Source organism: Reichenbachiella sp. (assembly GCF_039944555.1).
Taxonomy (GTDB): domain Bacteria; phylum Bacteroidota; class Bacteroidia; order Cytophagales; family Cyclobacteriaceae; genus Reichenbachiella.
Genome location: NZ_JBDUYN010000008.1, coordinates 352,024 through 370,192, shown reverse-complemented (window position 1 = coordinate 370,192; position 18,169 = coordinate 352,024). Strand labels below are relative to the sequence as shown.

General features: G+C 40.5%; 13 protein-coding genes. 8 read left to right on the top strand and 5 right to left on the bottom strand.

Annotated features, from left to right (window positions below; translation table 11 throughout):
• The first annotated feature begins 21 nt into the window (after nucleotides 1-21).
• The 4 genes from ABJD64_RS15240 (at nucleotide 22) to ABJD64_RS15225 (ending at nucleotide 8,350) form a co-directional block, all read left to right on the top strand.
• The gene (locus ABJD64_RS15240) at nucleotides 22-594 is read left to right on the top strand and encodes a DUF420 domain-containing protein (RefSeq protein ID WP_348183023.1); all 573 of its coding nucleotides are present in this window, start codon (nucleotides 22-24) and stop codon (nucleotides 592-594) included.
• A 252-nt stretch (nucleotides 595-846) separates the two neighbouring features.
• The gene (locus ABJD64_RS15235; RefSeq protein WP_348183021.1) at nucleotides 847-1,230 is read left to right on the top strand and encodes a DUF983 domain-containing protein; all 384 of its coding nucleotides are present in this window, start codon (nucleotides 847-849) and stop codon (nucleotides 1,228-1,230) included.
• 116 nt (nucleotides 1,231-1,346) lie between these two features.
• Nucleotides 1,347-4,880 (top strand): HAMP domain-containing sensor histidine kinase, encoded by a 3,534-nt coding sequence (locus ABJD64_RS15230; protein ID WP_348183020.1) that lies wholly within the window; start codon nucleotides 1,347-1,349, stop codon nucleotides 4,878-4,880.
• An 11-nt stretch (nucleotides 4,881-4,891) separates the two neighbouring features.
• Nucleotides 4,892-8,350 (top strand): hypothetical protein, encoded by a 3,459-nt coding sequence (locus tag ABJD64_RS15225; protein ID WP_348183018.1) that lies wholly within the window; start codon nucleotides 4,892-4,894, stop codon nucleotides 8,348-8,350.
• 247 nt (nucleotides 8,351-8,597) lie between these two features.
• Here ABJD64_RS15225 and ABJD64_RS15220 read toward each other — a convergent pair whose 3' ends face one another.
• Nucleotides 8,598-9,353 (bottom strand): ATP-binding cassette domain-containing protein, encoded by a 756-nt coding sequence (locus tag ABJD64_RS15220; protein ID WP_348183016.1) that lies wholly within the window; start codon nucleotides 9,351-9,353, stop codon nucleotides 8,598-8,600.
• A gap of 2 nt (nucleotides 9,354-9,355) precedes the next feature.
• The gene (locus ABJD64_RS15215; RefSeq protein ID WP_348183014.1) at nucleotides 9,356-10,084 is read right to left on the bottom strand and encodes an ABC transporter permease; all 729 of its coding nucleotides are present in this window, start codon (nucleotides 10,082-10,084) and stop codon (nucleotides 9,356-9,358) included.
• A 121-nt stretch (nucleotides 10,085-10,205) separates the two neighbouring features.
• Between ABJD64_RS15215 and ABJD64_RS15210 the strand changes: the two genes are divergently transcribed.
• The 4 genes from ABJD64_RS15210 to ABJD64_RS15195 all read left to right on the top strand — a co-directional run bounded on the left by ABJD64_RS15210 (nucleotide 10,206) and on the right by ABJD64_RS15195 (nucleotide 13,481).
• Nucleotides 10,206-10,913, top strand: a complete 708-nt coding sequence (locus tag ABJD64_RS15210; protein WP_348183013.1) for an SDR family oxidoreductase — start codon at nucleotides 10,206-10,208, stop codon at nucleotides 10,911-10,913.
• A 65-nt stretch (nucleotides 10,914-10,978) separates the two neighbouring features.
• Nucleotides 10,979-12,919, top strand: coding sequence for a (E)-4-hydroxy-3-methylbut-2-enyl-diphosphate synthase (gene ispG, locus ABJD64_RS15205; protein ID WP_348183011.1), 1,941 nt, complete (start codon nucleotides 10,979-10,981; stop codon nucleotides 12,917-12,919).
• The gene (locus tag ABJD64_RS15200; protein ID WP_348183009.1) at nucleotides 12,919-13,119 is read left to right on the top strand and encodes a DUF6728 family protein; all 201 of its coding nucleotides are present in this window, start codon (nucleotides 12,919-12,921) and stop codon (nucleotides 13,117-13,119) included. The genes ispG and ABJD64_RS15200 overlap by 1 nt, the downstream gene beginning before the upstream one ends.
• Nucleotides 13,119-13,481 (top strand): MmcQ/YjbR family DNA-binding protein, encoded by a 363-nt coding sequence (locus ABJD64_RS15195; RefSeq protein ID WP_348183007.1) that lies wholly within the window; start codon nucleotides 13,119-13,121, stop codon nucleotides 13,479-13,481. The genes ABJD64_RS15200 and ABJD64_RS15195 overlap by 1 nt, the downstream gene beginning before the upstream one ends.
• A 109-nt stretch (nucleotides 13,482-13,590) precedes the next feature.
• Here the strand turns inward: ABJD64_RS15195 and ABJD64_RS15190 are convergent, their stop codons facing one another.
• From ABJD64_RS15190 to ABJD64_RS15180, 3 genes are read right to left on the bottom strand one after another with little or no spacing between them, the layout of a single operon-like run.
• On the bottom strand, nucleotides 13,591-15,768 hold the full coding sequence (locus tag ABJD64_RS15190) for a DUF5916 domain-containing protein (protein WP_348183005.1): 2,178 nt from the start codon (nucleotides 15,766-15,768) through the stop codon (nucleotides 13,591-13,593).
• A gap of 33 nt (nucleotides 15,769-15,801) precedes the next feature.
• Nucleotides 15,802-17,610 (bottom strand): M56 family metallopeptidase, encoded by a 1,809-nt coding sequence (locus ABJD64_RS15185; protein ID WP_348183003.1) that lies wholly within the window; start codon nucleotides 17,608-17,610, stop codon nucleotides 15,802-15,804.
• Nucleotides 17,607-17,996, bottom strand: coding sequence for a BlaI/MecI/CopY family transcriptional regulator (locus tag ABJD64_RS15180; protein WP_348183001.1), 390 nt, complete (start codon nucleotides 17,994-17,996; stop codon nucleotides 17,607-17,609). The genes ABJD64_RS15185 and ABJD64_RS15180 overlap by 4 nt, the downstream gene beginning before the upstream one ends.
• Between the last annotated feature and the right edge of the window lie 173 nt (nucleotides 17,997-18,169).

Below are 18,169 nucleotides of genomic sequence, written 5' to 3'. Positions count from 1 at the left end.
TTACTTTATAACAAACTAAAAATGAAAGATAGCAAAGTAGCATTGTTGGTAATTATCCTGCTTTCGATTGGTGTACCAGGGTTGATTGGTGTATTTCTATTCTCATCATATAAAATTTCTGCCGATTATGTTTGGCTAAAGGACATACCGGAATTCAACGCTCTGGTTAATTCTTTAACAGCGATATTCCTTTTGATGGGGAAAAGATATGCACGACAGGGTGAAATTCTATGGCATAAATTCTTTATGTCATTTGCTTTGACATTGGGTATAATTTTCGTGTTGGCGTATTCACTTTACCACTCAACAAGCCCATCCGCTGTTTTCGGCGACACGAATCTCAATGGGATATTGGAGCATGGTGAGGAGATTCGAATTGGAAACCTAAGGTATTTCTATCTTACTGTGCTGCTTAGCCATATTGGAATGTCATTTGTTGTTGTTCCTTTAGTTCTTTTTGCTTTCTACTTTGCAATGGCAGACCAAATTGAGAAGCATAGAAATACTGTTAAATATACTTGGCCTATCTGGATGTTTGTGTCAATTACCGGAGTTTTGGTTTATTTCCTTGCTAGTCCATACTATCCGCAATAATTTCCGTAAGTAGAATTGTGAAGTAATCAAGTCAAATGAAAAAGGGCATATTGATATTTTTTAGCATATTTCTATCCCATTTTGGAGCTTTGGCGCAATGCGCTATGTGCAAAACCACAATAGTCAACAATGTAAGCCATGGTGAGTTGAGCCTGGCAGAGGGATTGAATTTTGGCATTATGTATCTGTTTGTTACTCCTTACCTTGCCATTTTGATTATTGGAATTTTGTGGTATAAAAAAAGTAGAAACCATGCAAAAAGGAAGTTCGAGTGAAGCCCTCTTGGCATGCAAATGCCCACGTTGTAGAGAAGGCAAGATGTTTAAATACACGTTGAAGGAGAAATGGTTTAGCATGGAGATGTATGACCGTTGCCCAAAATGTGAGCAAACCTACGAACCCGAACCAGGGTTCTATTATGGTGCCATGTTTGTAAGCTATGCTTTTTCAGCAGCCATTACACTTGCAACTGGTTTTGTGCTCTACAATTTTTTTGACAATCCAGATACCTGGGTCTATATGACTGTCGTAATGAGTTTTGTTGCTCTACTTTGGCCAGTGATGTTCAAATATTCAAGAGCCATTTTCTTGCATCTATTCGGAGGGATTAGATTCAATCCTAAATACTCCAGTTAGTGTAATTTTGTGTATTTTGATCGACTGATTATAATACCAAAACTATCAACACAAAAAAATACATATACTTTGGACTGGGCCTATCAGCAATAGCGCTAGCTGTTTTGGTCTACCTTATGGCTTTTTCTAAAATTGATGTTGAGAAAGAGGCCAGGGCTATTGAAGAAACAATTGCAAAGCAATATGAAAAATTTGACGAGGCATACGAGCTTATAGAGCATAGAATTCCCTTCTTGAAATCCACACTAGAAGTGGATTTTTTGGTCTATAATCAGAAGGGAAAACTCATTAGCTGGACGAATAACCTGCTCATTCCCCCTCTGGAACAGTTTATTATCGCTCCTTCAGATCCATTGCTATCGGGTCAGCAAGGCGAATATCTGTTCAAGACCTACGACAAGCACGAAGGTCTGGAGGTATATAAAGTAATAGCTATTGTGCCGATCAGAAGAGTTTTTGATTCCACGGTTAGATCTTTTCCCGATGAATATAATCGAGATATTATCCCTAATAATTTGGAAATAGGATATGGAAACCAGTCGATTCCCATTTTTTTTAATGGAAAAGAACTTTTCAGTGTACAATGGACGGAACGATCTAATTATACACCTGAAGCCAGTAATCTCATACTTCTAATCATAGTTTTACTTTTTGCTGGATTGTTTTTAGCCCTATATTATGGGGCAGTAAGGATCAAATTCGATTACGGTTTTGCTTATGCAGCGTTCTTTCTATTAGGGGCTTTGTGTACGGTTAGAGGAATTATGATCGTGTCTCAATTTCCCAGTGCTTACTTTCGATTAGGTGTATTTGCAAGCTCTACTTTTAAGTTTGAGTGGTTTTATTCGAGCTTAGGAGATGCTTTACTTAACGTATTAGCGCTGAATATATTTCTGGTGTTTGTATTGTCTCGAACAAATAGCATTGGAAAATGGACCAATAGTAGGTCAGCTCAGTTGTTTACCTATGTATCCATTCTATTCAGTTATTTTACTTTTTATCTGTTTTGTGATAGCATACAGATTGTATTAGATCATTCCCAACTTTCACTAGATATTTCGGACTCACTTCAATTTCCCATAGAACGAGTCGCAGCTTATCTTTTAGTATCATTGTTTGGAACATTGTATTTCTTAGTCACCTATTTTGGATTTGAAATTTTCCGAAAAGATGGGGGCACCAGTCGTAAGTTTTTGAGAATTCACGCCGTATGTCTGATACTATCAACCGCAACTCTAATTACCTATGATAATTTGTGGTTGGTACTTACCGGTAATTTGTTGTATCAAGTAGTTGTTTACCAATTCAGTTTACCTGACAACTTAAGGAAACTTAGGTTTAATAGTCTTAATTATTTGATGCTATCTGCAATTTTATTGGCCATGGCAGGTTCGATTTTGATTTACAAATCGTTCGAAAAAAAAGAGACCAACCGCATTCGCAAGTTTGCCACTTATCTTCAGCTAGATAGGGACATAGATGGAGAATACCTCCTCTCGAGTATGATGGATAAGATTAAGAATGATCTGGTGATTAATGGTAAAATGATCAACCCTCAAAGTCAGCAGGCCAGTATTATTCAGCGTATCCAACGAACATACTTCAATACCTATTTTAATAATTACGAAATTGAAATCGCTCTTTTCGATGAACAAGGCAAAGGGATATCTAGTAAGTATCAAGGGGAAACCATTCATGAATTAAGAAAAAGATATGAAACACCAAAGTTCGCTACCGGCTTCGATGGCATTTACTATGATGGACAAATGGATATCAGAAAACGAAAAAAATTCGTATGCTTTGTAGAGTTAGAACGTTATCAGAACGTGACAGGATATTTGGAAATAGAGTTACGTCTTAAAAAATTTTCTGGGAAAAGAGTGCTTCCGCAATTGCTCGTTGACAGAACACAGCGCTCCGCGAACGAATATGATTACGCCATTTATGTATCAGATAATCTAATCTACAAATCTGGAGATTTTGATTATGAGGCCATCGTGAGTGATGAACTGCTTAGCAGAGCAGCACTCTATGAAAAAGGTCTTGAAAAAGAAGGGTTTTATCATTTGGGAGCAAAATCAGGTAATAAAACAATCCTTATTTCTAGCCCAATTTACCCTACTGAATATATCGTCTCGAATTTCTCATTTTTGTTTGCCTTGTTTCTGGGAGTGGCAAGTGTTGTACTTATATTCAATTATCTATTAGTGCCAAACCAGACCATTCAGCTCAATTTCTCTACCAAAATTCTCTTGTATTCTGGCGCATCGTTTATTATCCCTTTAGTACTGGTAGGTATGGCAGTGATGACAAGTACAGACGTCTCTAATAGAAAAGAAATAGATAAGTCTAACTTGAAGAAGACATTGGTTATGACCGAAGATGTCAATGACCATCTGGGTTCTTTTTACAGCAGAAATAGCAATAAGGAAGAATTAGGAAATGCTATTTCAGAGTTGGCTAATCATTCCGGTATGGACCTGAATGTTTATAGCAAAGAGGGACGTTTATTGGCTTCAAGCACTCCGATGATATTCGAATCCAATATTGTTTCAGAGTATCTGGTATCAGAAGCCATGGAACAGCTGATCAGAAAAGGAAAGGAGAGTTTAATTTTAGACGAGTCCATCGGTGATTTCCTTTACAAAACTTCTTATGTCTCGATTTTGTCTCCTGAATCTGGTGAACTACTAGGCGTATTGGGGTCTCCGTATTTCGCTTCAAAGAATCATCTGAAAAGACAACAATTGCAAGTTTTTGGAAACATTATCAATATTTTCACTTTTGTATTTATCCTTTCTATTCTTATCGCCTATTTCATCATCTCTAAACTGACAAAGCCGATTGTGGCCATAGCCAATCGACTGCATCAGACAGGATTTGTACAAGTCAATGAACCCATAGAATGGGAAACGGACGACGAAATTGGTACGCTTGTAAACGAATATAATAACATGTTGAGCAAGCTCGAAAGTACTAAAATAGAGCTCGCCCGTAACGAAAAAGAAGCAGCTTGGCGTGAAATGGCAAAGCAGGTGGCTCACGAAATAAAGAACCCCTTGACGCCGATGAAACTTACCATCCAGCATTTGCAGCGAATATTGGATGGAAAGGAAGGTGATAAAAAGTCCTTGGAAATATTATTGAGCCAAATTGATACACTGGACGAAATTGTAACTTCATTTAGTCATTTTGCCAAAATGCCCACCCCAGAAAGAGAACCTTTTGATATCAGGCAGATACTTGAAAAATCTATTGACTTGCATGTTGATAAAAATATTTCCAAAGATCTCAAAGAAGGCGTTTTCACTGTTATGGGTGACAAAAAATTGTTTGGCAGAATTTTCAACAATTTGATATTGAATGCCTTTCAAGCTATGAAAGGGCTCCAATCCCCAAGTTTGGACGTGAGGCTTTATCTGGAAGAGACTCGTGTGAAAATCGAATTTCAAGATCACGGTGAGGGTATTCCAAAAGATATTAATGACAAAGTGTTTACACCAAATTTTAGCACCAAGGAAACGGGCTCAGGGATTGGTTTGGCTGTGGCCAAACGAGGTATTGAACATGCCGGTGGAAGTATTTGGTTTGAAACTGAGGAAAACAAGGGCACATCTTTTTTTATTGAACTTCCTCTTTTTGAGGCTTAGTAATGGCTGCTATGTCATTTTCACGGAGGGTTATAGGAGGTATTTGGCTAATGGGCTCACTCGTATTATCGTTGACGGCTAATGCACAATCTTCTTTGAGATGCTTGTCTGTTGAGAAAGGAGTCTCATCAATAGTTTTGAAGGACAGCTTGGTTATCGATCCTGAGTCAATAGCACTGATTCCGGAACAGTTTTTTAAATATGATGCCGATACTGGAAAGGTGATTTTTAGCGATGTTATTTCCGAACCAATGAAACTGTGCTATCGAGTAATTCCTATTTCTCGACACAAGACTTATGCGCACAAGTCCAAAACCCTTTACGATTCTACCGCTTCATTTAGCCGACGACCTACCATCAACAATTATGTTTATCAAAAGGAAGAACTTTTTTCAACCCCTGAGATTTATAAGACCGGCAGCTTATCGCGTGGTGTAACCTTTGGAAATTCGCAAAACCTCAATGTTAATTCAGTTTTTAATTTTCAAATGGAAGGCAAACTATCAGATAACCTCAATATCCGTGCGGATATTACAGATCAAAATGTTCCTTTTCAACCTGACGGTAATACGCTGCAGCTCAGAGAATTTGATAATATCCTCTTTGAAATTTATAATGAAAACCTGTCGCTCAAAGCTGGAGATGTTGTGCTCACCAACGGCCATTCGAACTTTATGAGGTATTATAAAAATGTACAAGGAGGTCAGCTCGATTTTACTTACAACATGAGCGCCAAAATCAAGGCAAGGTCTTCGTTGGCAGTCGCAGCTGCAAAAGGTCAGTTCGCTGATATAACTGTTACGGCCATCGAAGGATTGCAGGGGCCTTATCAGTTGTCTGGCCCTGGCGGACAACGATTTGTGGTAGTCCTGGCCAACTCCGAGAAGATATATTTGGATGGGAGAGTGCTAACGAGGGGTTACAACAATGATTACATCATTGACTACAATCTTGGAGAAATTACATTTTCCCCCACTATTCAAATCACTCAATTTACAAGAATCAGGGTGACCTATGAGTACTCTGACCAGAACTATAGCCGATCAGTGATCAACGCAAGACAAGAAATAACTACTGAAAAAAGTATTTTCCATATTGAGTATTACAGAGAAAAGGACAACGAAAACAAACCATTGGCTTTTTCACTCACCGATGACGATAAAACACAAATGAGCCTGTCAGGAGATGATCGGTTACCAGCACCAATCTCAGGAGAAAGTGCCGCGGACTTCAATCCAAACACCGTGTTGTATGAGAAAAGAGATACAGTCGATTTAGACGGAAATACGAGTGCTGTCTTTGTTTATTCAAGAGATTCTACACAGCAGCTCTATCGTGTGGCATTTTCAGACGTGGGCGCTGGAAATGGAGCGTACCAGTTGCTGATCAATGATGTGAATGGCAGAATCTACGAATGGGTTTCGCCTAGTGCAGGAATTAATCAGGGGTCATTTGAGTCCATCAGGTTTGTTCCAGCTCCTAATGTCCGACAATTAGTGGTTGTCGGAGCCGAAATTAAATTATCTGATCACATCTCGGCATTTGGAGAATTGGCCTTTTCAGATCACGACCTCAACCTCTTTTCACCAATTGGTAATGATGACAACAAGGATATGGCGTATAAGGTGGGTTTGAAGGCTGAAAAGATCCCACTTGAACTCATGCCTGAGTCTGAGTTTTCAGCTATGCTAGATTTTGAACACGATGGTGCAGATTTCAAACCTATAGATAGATATCGCACCATTGAGTATGACAGAGACTGGAGTTATTTCCCTCAATCCGACACTTTCAGGACCGCGGACAATATATTTAACAGTTCTGCCTTGCTGTATCGGGACTTTAGGAATATGGCCTCTACCAGGTTCTCCATGCGTAAGAAGCGCAATGCTATTGACGGCTTTCAGCATGACTTTGAATTAAGAAAAAGTTTTGGCGCAGTAAAACTATCTGGTGGTCATTTCTTTTTAAAAAATGAGAACCTCATTGAAAAGTCTAAATGGAGGAGATGGTTTAGCGAAATCTTCATGGATAAGTTCTTTATAGTACCTGGATATAAAATTCAACAAGATCAAAATGAAGTGCGTTTGGCCGCCAATGATTCGCTATATCGGACTGCCATGAATTTTACTTCTCACAAGTTTTACCTAAGGAATAATGATTCACTAAAAGTTAACTACCAATTGGACTATATTTTGAGAGAGGATAAGAATGTAAGGAGTGGCTCAATTCTTCCCTATTCAAACTCGAAAACGTTTGCCTCCAATGCCTCCGGTTATCTAAACAAAGCCAATCGTATTGATCTTACATTTACGTATCGACAGATAAGCTATCAGGAGGCATTTAGCGAGTTGGACGATGAAAGCTCAATTCTTGGCAGGCTTAATTGGCAAGGTGGTTTGCTGGATCAGCACATCAGAACGGATCTTTCCTACGCCACTTTGAGTAGTCGTGAAATTCTTAGAGAATACATCTATGTAGAAGTAGCTGGAGGAGAAGGCACTCATACCTGGAGAGACCTTAACCAAGATGGTGTGCAAGACCTCACCGAGTTTTTTGAAGCGGTTAATTTCGATGAGCGCAATTATATTAGAGTATTTGTACCGACCACAGATTTCGTAAATGCTTTCAATACCGTTTTTACATTCACTATCAATTCTCAAATGCCTAGAAAGTGGAAAAATTCTGGTAGAGTAGGCCGAGCATTGACTAAAGTTTCGAACCGAACGAACATCAATATCAATAAGAAAAATACGAACGACAGTTTTGGCTCCAGATTCAACCCATTTGATCTTGATATTGCCAATGCTGACTTGATTTTTGTACGTGATGCACTTCGAACGGTATTCTTCTATAATAGATCAGGCCGAGGTTTTGGTGGGGATATTGGTTATCAGGTCAATCATTCAAAGCAGCTGATCTCAAGAGGTATTGAATCTAGAGCTAATCGTAAATATACATTGAACGTTCGGTTTCACCTTACCCAGGAACTTACCCTGACAAGTGGTTATAATCGTGCTGAAAAAGAAAATGCCTCCCAGTTTCAAGAAGATAGAAACTATCTTATAAATGAAACAGAATTTATGCCAGGCCTTATTTGGCAACCTACCAGTAACGTGCGATTTAGCTCTACCTATAGACTTGCGTCAAAAAACAACGTGCAAGTGGCCGATGGGACAGAAAAATCAAAAATACATGAAGTTTTGTTTGAGTCGCGCTGGTCGAATGGTATTAAAAATGCATTGAATGCCAACTTTCGAGTTGCCGACATTTCATTTGAAGGAGACTTAAACACCGCCGCAGCATATGAACTTCTTGAGGCCCTACAACCTGGAACTAACTATTCCTGGCGGTTCAATTATAGTCAGAAATTGATCTCAGGTCTTCAAATTAACCTTGGCTATGAGGGTAGGAAGTCTACTGACAGACCTGTCATTCATATGGGCAGAATGCAAGTAACGGCTTTATTTTAAAGGATTTATCAGAACTGTTAACCGTGTAATAAGCTCAATCCATCGAGATTATCTCGTACTTGGTATAAATAATTTTTATCTAATCAATATTTTTTTGTACTTCGAGTAACATTAAAATCTACCTGTTATGATGTTACTTGGTTATCTTGTTAAAAAAGGGGACGAGTTTTATTGGAAGATCTTAAAACTCATTGCCGCAGTGATCAGTTATTCAGCAACCTTATTGTTACTTTGGTTCAACACCTAATCAACTACGCTGACGCTTTACATTTCGCATTAAATTGTTTGCAAATATGAAATCCTGAAGTTCTTTTACTTCACAGTCGAAAATGGATTCATTATTGCCCTCCCAAAGTTTTTGGCCTTGATGGATAAAGCTCACTTTATTGCCAATTTCCATGACGGAATTCATATCATGGGTGACTACCACAGTAGTAATGTTGAGTTCTTCGGTGATTTCTTTGATTAGGTTGTCTATCGTAATCGAGGTTTGTGGATCGAGTCCTGAATTGGGTTCATCGCAGAACAAATACTTGGAATGATTCACAATAGCTCTGGCAATTCCAACACGCTTTTTCATTCCACCGCTTAACTCTGAAGGCATTTTTGTATTGACATTCGTCAATTCAACTCTTTCAAGACAATGATTTACACGATCCAATTTTTCTTCCTTTTCCATGGTAGTCAGGACATTCAAAGGAAACATGACATTTTCTTCAACCGTCATTGAGTCGAAAAGTGCACCTCCCTGAAACAGCATGCCGATCTCTCTTCGAATTTGAGTTTTTAGATTTTTTCCGGCATTTGTGAAATCGCGGCCATCAAAAAGAACATGACCTTGATCAGGCTGTATCAATCCGACAATGCATTTTAGTAGTACACTTTTCCCGGTACCACTGGCCCCAATGATCAAATTGGTTTTACCCTGATCAAATGTTATGCTGATATCTTTGATAACCTCTTTACCGTCAAAGGCTTTGCTGATATTTTGCGCTTCTATCATCCTTAGATCAATAATTTAGTTAGCAGAAAATCAGCGGTTAGAATACCAATGCAACTGTTGGTTACAGCAGCAGTACTCGCTTGTCCGACCTCAAGGGCGCCTCCACTGGTGAAATAGCCCTTATAAGCGGAAATAGAGGCCACCACGAGTGCAAAGGTGAATGATTTAATGAGCGCAAATGTCACATTCCATTCAACAAATTCATACCTGATGCCATATACATACTCGTACCCTGTGAGCGTACCTGTAAGCGTACCAGCAAGATAGCCGCCAGTGATGCACAAGAATGCTGAAAGCACCACAAGCATCGGATACATGAAAAATGAAGCAATGATCTTGGGTAATACAAGATAGGAGGCGGAGTTGATTCCCATGACCTCGAGTGCATCAATCTGCTCAGAAATTCGCATAGTACCCAATTCGCCGGCAATATTGGAGCCTACCTTACCTGCGTATACAATAGCCATTACGGTAGGGGCAAGTTCCAAAATAGTCATGTCTCGGACCACTAGCGAAATCACATAGTTGGGGATAAATGGGCTGACCAGGTTGTAGGCTGTTTGAAGAGTCGTGACTGCTCCAATAAAGATAGAAACTATGGACACGATGAAAATGGAGTTGATTCCGATTTTAATGCCTTCGTTTACCGTCAGTCGAACGTAGGTAAGAAAGCTCTCCCTTCTCACAAACATAGATCCAACAAATAATATAAAACGTCCTAGGCTAGCCATTCAGATTTTTAATTTCGCCACCAAAATAACAATTTTCGACTACCTCTCAGAATTTAAAATCACTTTACCAACAATTATTTTCTTAAACACTTAATTTGCTTACAAGATTAAATACGACAGCATGAACAAGACCATCGTAGTATCAGGAGGAACCAAAGGAATTGGCCGGGCTATTATTAATAAATTTGCCTCAGAAGGCTTTGATATTATTGCCTGTGCAAGAAATGCTCAGGATCTGAATGCATTGAAAGAAACATTGTCCAATGATCATCAAAACATCAAGGTTCTGACGTGTAAGGCAGATCTGTCTAAAATCGAAGAAGCCAAAAATTTTGTTGATTTTGTACAATCGTCCGTTACCTCCGTGGATGTGCTGGTCAACAATACTGGAACTTTCGTGCCGGGAGAAATTCATGCTGAGGAAGAGGGCGCTCTTGAACATATGATTAATACCAATCTGTATAGTGCATATCATCTTTCCCGTGGTATTATACCAATGATGATAAAGGAGAGGTCAGGAGACATTTTTAATATTTGTTCGGTAGCCGGCCTCAAAGCTTATCCGAATGGCGGGTCGTACAGCATCTCCAAATTTGCCTTGCATGGACTGTCGCTTGGGCTCAGAGAAGAATTAAAGTCGCATGGTATCCGTGTGACTGCTGTACACCCTGGAGCCACCTATACAGCCAGTTGGGAAGGAGTTGACTTACCTGAAGAACGTTTCATACGAGCCTCAGATGTGGCGGAATCGATTTGGTCCGCACATCAGATGTCGAAAAGTACGGTCATCGAAGAACTGGTCATCCGCCCTCAGCTAGGGGATATTTAGTTATTGACTTAATCTTTTCCAAAGTTTAGAACTTCGGAAAAGGTCTTCATCACTATTTTTGCAACATGTCCGAATCTCATAAATACTGTCCATCACTCACAGCATATCAGAGAATAAAAACCATTGAAGTTAATATCGGTGGTGTGCCGCTGGGAGGTAACAACCCTATTAGAGTACAGTCGATGACAACGATAGATACTATGGACACAGAGGGATCTATTGCACAATCCATTAGAATGGTGGAGTCCGGCAGTGAATATGTAAGAATTACCGCTCCCAGTATCAAGGAAGCTCAAAACCTGGAGGAGATTAAAAAAGGACTAAGAGCGAAAGGCTATCAGGTTCCATTGGTTGCCGATATTCATTTCACACCCAATGCAGCCGAACTAGCTGCAAAGATCGTAGAGAAGGTTCGGGTGAACCCTGGCAACTATGCGGACAAAAAGAAATTCGAAGAGCTGGAATATACGGACGAAACCTACCAAAAAGAACTGGAGCGAATTAGAGAAAAATTTGAACCACTTGTAAAAATTTGTAAGGAAAAAGGTACCGCCATGCGCATAGGCACTAATCATGGTTCGCTCTCTGATCGAATCATGGGACGATTTGGAGATACACCATTGGGCATGGTTGAATCGGCGTTGGAATTTCTTCGAATCTGTGAGGACCTGGAATTCTATGACATAGTTATTTCTATGAAAGCCAGCAACACAAGAGTAATGGTTCAGGCCTATCGCTTATTGGTGCATAAGCTGGAAGAAGAGGGATTGAGGCCCTATCCACTTCATTTGGGTGTGACGGAAGCCGGAGACGGAGAAGATGGCAGAATCAAGTCTGCTGTAGGTATTGGTGCACTGCTTGAAGATGGATTAGGTGATACTGTCAGAGTATCGTTGACCGAGGAGCCAGAGTTCGAATCTCCTGTGGCCCAGGCCTTGATTGACCGATATGCAGATCGAGTGGGGCATTCAGAAATAGCACCATTGGCTAAGAGTCCGGTAGACCCATTTGTTTATGAAAGAAGGATAACAAAAGAGCTGCTGAACTTTGGGGATCACAATGTACCTAGAGTAATTGCCGACTTTAGTAAGAAGGCTGAGATTGGAATAAAAGACCTTCGAGATATCGGACACTTCTATTTGCCTGAGCCAGACAAATGGCGAATGAATGACAACGGAGCAGACTATATTTACACAGGTAGTCAGCCGATTGATTTTATGCTTCCAAATGGCCTACAGGAAATCATGGACTATGAAGTTTGGGCCGGCGTGGAAGATCAACAAAATAAATACCCGCTTTTAAAGGTAGGGCAGCTAGATAAAGTTGCAAAAAACCAACTCGCATTCGTGTCCTTGGAGGCTGATGATTTAAAGGCTATTGAGGATCTCATGGAGGTTGACAATGTCATCCTTCTGTTGCACACTAACAACAAACATGCGATGGCGTCTTTACGTCGATTCATTTTTGAGTTGATTATCAAAGAAATCAAACTACCGGTGGTGATCAACTGGCATCAGGAGATCAAAGATGTAGAAGATTTTCAATTGGCATCTGCTACAGATATCGGAGGGTTGTTGATTGATGGTTTGGGAGACGGCGTCATGTTAGCTGGCAATGGCAGCAAAAAAGTGGAAAATGAAACGGCCTTCGGAATACTCCAGGCTGCCAGAACCCGGATGACTAAAACCGAGTACATCTCATGCCCGTCTTGTGGGCGTACACTGTTCGACCTGCAGGAAACCACAGCGATGATCAGGAAACGGACAGATCACCTAAAAGGGGTTAAAATTGGTATTATGGGATGTATCGTGAACGGACCAGGGGAAATGGCCGATGCCGATTATGGTTATGTAGGCTCCGGAAAAGACAAAATCACCCTGTATCGTGGACAAGAAGTAGTGAAGCGATCTGTACATTCGGATTATGCCGTAGACGAACTAATTCAGATCATTAAAGATGACGGCAACTGGGTAGAGCCAGAACAAATAGAAGCAATCCTACACTGATGGAAGAAGAACAAGAAAAGAGTAAACTGAAAGAGTTTTTTTCGCTTGGCGAAGTATTTGGTTACTTCTTTAGAAAGAAAGAACCAGACACTAAAAAAGACTTGAATCTGCGGATGATGCACGGGATAAACAAATTTGCCATAATTGCGTTTTTGCTGGGGATGATCTATTTCATCAGCAAAAAAATATTCTTCCAATAATGATCAACGTTGAATCTTACCGAAATTACTGCCTGGCCAAGCCTGGAGTATCTGAAGGATTTCCTTTCAGTGAGTCCGCTTTGGTTTTCAAAGTCATGAACAAAATATTTGCTATATGCGATATTGATACTTTCGAATTCATCAATCTCAAATGTGATCCCGAACGTGCCATTGAGCTTCGCGACAAGCATCCGGCCATTCGCCCGGGCTATCATATGAACAAGCAGCAATGGAACTCAGTTTATGTCGATGGTACTCTTCCTGACCAGTTGATCTTCGAGTTGATTGATCACTCTTATGAATTGATAGTTGCTGGTTTGCCAAAGAAACTAAAAGAAGAATTGCGAGCACTAGAAGACTGATACGCTTTCTGACATCTCACAGCTAAGTGACTTAGACCTCTGCTGGAAGAAGGAATATTCGGATAAAATTCGAGGGACTGGCAAAGAACAGGATTACCCCGATTACCAATTAAAAGTTTAGCCAATAATTGATCTTAATTGATATAAAGCGATTTTTCCTTTCAAACGTATCAGAAAAATAGTTGTCGGTGTATACCACAAACAGATCACTTAATGGAGCGAATCGCCATTGAAAACGGCTGTTGATGTTGAAATTGGTGCTTTGGGTATTAAATTGAAGAAATGTGGTCCAGAATACATTGTTAGAAAATGACACTTCACTACGCAGACCGACCAAATGAATGTCTTCATTTCCAAACTCTTCGAGTTCAATCTGGTTATAGTTGTGGTCCAATCTAAGTCGCAACCAGGGCTGAAAACGGTATTGTAGATACGACCGAAGTCCGGTTCTTTTACCATTGAAAAAAGTACCGGAGGTGAAGACAGTTCCATAGGCGAACAGCTTTCGAGGGTCAGAATCCCAATCGAAGACCAAATCATAATAACTATAAGTTCTGGCCGGCAATGGGCTATCAGCATCAAGAAAATTAGTAGGAAAGAGAAGGTTGATTGTGTAGCTGTTGATAGAGAAGTCGAACTGACTTTGATCAGCAAAATCTATTTCATAACCTATATAGGAATAACGCTCATTGAATTGATTCCCATCATTGGTGTAAATGATGCTTTGAATACGAGGGCCATGAAATACGATTGGCCCACTCGCAGGTCTGTAATCTCGAGTACCAAAAAAGTTGTATCGCTGATAGTTGACCCTGACTGTAGTGTCGCGTAGTGCATCATAATTGAACAATCTTGGCGTAAACCCGACATCGGCCAGGTAGTTGTCGCCAACGTGGTCAAATTGTGTGTACACTCTATAACCGCGAGAATTGAGAAACATAGACCCACTGACAAAGTCGTTGGATCCCTTTATACCATCTGAGAAAGATTTATAGTATTTGATATCACCTGATACAAATCCATTTTCGGTTGAATAATTGAATTCGGTTCCTACCACCCTGTTATAGTCATTTTCGTCCGTATTGACTTGTTGGCGATTTACAAATATTCCGCTGACGGATGACCTTTTCAGAATCCTTTGTTTGAGTGTCAACAGTCCATAGTTTTGGGCCTTCGTTTCAGATACCCTTTCGGTCTGGGCGTTCAGCATGCCAATCCTAAGTTTTTCAGTGAGATTTCCTGTCAATCTTGCTCCGAATTTTATAGGAATATTTTTACCCGAACTCAGACCAATGCGCCGCGAAAAGAATGGGCTTATCTGAGACCTGCCAAGGCCTGTAAATAGATCACTGTTTTCCAGGAAAAAAGTCCGCCTCTCAGGAAAAAACAAACTAAACCGACTCAAATTGGTTACTTGACGATCAACCTCGATCTGACTAAAATCTGGGTTTATGGTCAAATCAAGATTTAGCGATGAAGTAACTGCTATTTTGGCGTCTAATGAAGGAGTGAAATCCCATTCGGTGGACTTTTCTTGCTCAAAGTCCTTTCCAGTGGTGGTTGTCATACTAGGAACCATAGCGATTTTCTTTTTCACTTCAGGAATATCATCTTCCCAGCTCAACGAACCCGTATAGCCGAGGTCCAAATCATTGAAGTTGGCAGGAAAAGAAGTCCAGGTAGAAAACATGTTATTGCCCAAATCGTTGCGTAGAAAATTGATTCCCCAAGCAGTGTTCTTGGCATTGTACCTCAATGTGAAAAACGGAATTGCCATTTCTACAATCCAATAGGTATCGTGGTGCGTGACGCGCGAATACCACTTGGCATCCCAATTCCAATCTGTGCCTCCGGACGAAGTGATCAGACTTTCGGCCTGCGAACCCCGACTGTTAATTCCGAAAAAGAAACCATTCGTTTGTTTGTTTATCGGGTCCATGAGTACGCCAAACCCGTCACTGCTGAAGTAGTCATCACGTTTAAGGTTTTGGATGATGTGCTCTTGGTGCGAATGGTAGGCTTTAGCTAAAATATAGATGAATTGATCGTTGTAGAGCATTTTCACTTCTGTCTGAGATTTGGCCAAGCCAACATCTGATGGTCTATGATTAACAAAATCAGTAGTGGCATGAGTTATAGACCAGATGGAATCCACTTTGCCATCGATCTGTATCGAAGTGTTGATTTTTTTAATTTCAATTTGCCTTTGATTTTGGTTATTAATTTGAGCTTTACAATCCCAATAAGGTGTCAATAAAATGAAGAGTAGGAGGTATGATTTGTACATGTAAAAATATTTACATTTAATGATAAATTTTTTTTATAGTTTTAGTTCGTCCAATGCCCAAACCACCATCTCCCGGACTTGAATCGAGGGGTCCTGTAATAGAGGTATCAGGACGGGTGCAGCTTTTTTGTCCTTTATCCCTCCCAATCCCTTTACGGCTTGCATTCGAACGGTTGGACTTTGATCTTGTAGTGCTTTGATTAGATAAGGATAGGTTGAAGTTGCTCGCATTTGGACGAGAGCCTGAGTCGCCGATACTCTCAATTGCTCATCTTCACTATCGATCAAATTGGCAATTGCAGGAATGGAGCTTTGAAATTTTCTCTCACTGAGCACTTTCAAGGCCATTTTATTGACCATCAGTGCCTGATCGGATAGGCCCTGACCGACTAACGTCAGTGACTCTTTGGTCCGGATTTCGCCCAAGGCCCATATGGCGGAAGTCCTGACTCCAATGTCATCATCGACCAATAAGCTTTTTAAGGTACCAATGGCAGCCGGGTTTTCTAGTTCTCCTATAGACTTGGCGGCCATTTCCCTCACTAAAGCAACAGGGTCCTCGGCAGAAGCCAATAATGGATATAGTGTTTTGCCAACTTTCAATTCTCCCAACGCCCAGACAATCATGGTTCGAACTTCAGGGTTCGGATGACTTAGCTGCTGCAGAAGCTTGTCAGTAGCTAGCCCGGTCTCGGCAGTGCCTAAGGCCCATGCCGCATATTTTTGTTCTTCGTGTGTTCCGTTTTCGAGCTGATGCAGGTATTGAGTGATGTCGACTGTCGACTGTTTCTTTGGAGGTATTTCTTCAACGACACGGAGGGTGGCCAGACCAATAAGCGCTACCAGACCAATTACGGTTACCGAAACCAAGGTGTGTCTTCCAAGCCTTTTACGGTCAATTTGGTCATCGAGTAGTGCTGTCATTCTGGATTTGAGCTCATTTTTATGAGCTAATGCCAGGCGGCTCTGAACGCGTAACGGACGCAGGCTTGACATTTCAAGAATGTCGAGCATCATTCCGGCATAATCATATTTATGATGAGTGGTTCGAACAACTCTATCATCACATGCCTTTTCCATATCCAATTTGCTGGCTTTCGCAGCTAACCAAACCAACGGATTGTACCAACACACTGCACAGGCCAATTGGGTGAGTAAAGTACTGAGCCCATCGAGTCTTTCGATGTGAGCCAATTCGTGCAGCAAAATGAGTCTTTGCTTCTGTTTTTCGGATTGCCCGATACGAGTTGGAATAAAGATCACGGAGTTGGACCATCCTGTAGTAAAAGGCATGTCAATATGATCGCTGAGCACAATTTTGGTTTGCCGTTTCGAGGGTTTGATCCCGCTTAGTTCATCAAGTAGCTCATGCAATTGCCTATTTCCGTTTTTAGATCTTTTATACAGAAAATGTAGAAAAATACTTTCTGTAACCAGGCGTATCAAATAGACCGCAATCCCAAAAATCCATGCCGCATTTATCCAAAATTTCAAGTTTGTTTTTGCAAGCCAATTGGAATTGGCTTCTGCTTCATTGTGCGCAATATTGGCAGTGCCTGGATGTCCTTTGAACTGTTCAGTTAAACCGGTGCTGGTTTGAGCAATAGCTCTCGAGAAAATGATATTTCCATCCACTGGGATTTGAATACCAGACGCTGTGTGATTGACAAAAAAAGAGAGTAGTGGCAAGGACAGTACGCCGACAAAGCCGACAACCCATATCATATGACGAAAAGCAGCAGATTTCCTTCTTAAGAACAACCATTGGAATAGGAAGACAATCGCTAAAAAAAACGACGATTTAAATATCCAGAAGTTCGATAAGAATAGATATTCGATCATGATTGATTGTTTTCTTGCTTTTTCTTTTTTTCAATGAGCGCTTCTAATTCTTTCAATTCCTGCTTTGACAAGTTCTTGGAACCACTGCCCATCAGAGAGTTAACCAACTTAGGTATTGAACCCTCAAAGAAGGTTACCAGGATATGGTCCAATGCAGAATTTCCCGCTTCGGTCTTCGCTTTTTTGGCTTTAAATATATATTTAGCACCCTCTCTACGATGGATCAGAAAGCCTTTGTTTTCTAGCAAATACATGGTCACTCTAATGGCGTTGTAGCTGGGCGCATCCGCGATTCTATCCACTACTTCCTGCACACTGGCTTCGTGTAGTTGGTAGATGATGTCTAATATTTGTCGTTCTCTTTTGTTGAGTTCCTGGGCGTTCATAAGGTCTAATTAATGTAATTATTTTTACATAAAGAAATAATATGTAATTTTTTTTACACATCCATTGGGATATGAATGATAGATAATCAGCGATTTTTGGTGGCTAGATGGGGTTGCAAGCGGAGGATTTGCAACGCGTTAGAGTTGAATCCATTTTTGAGTGGAAAAGATCG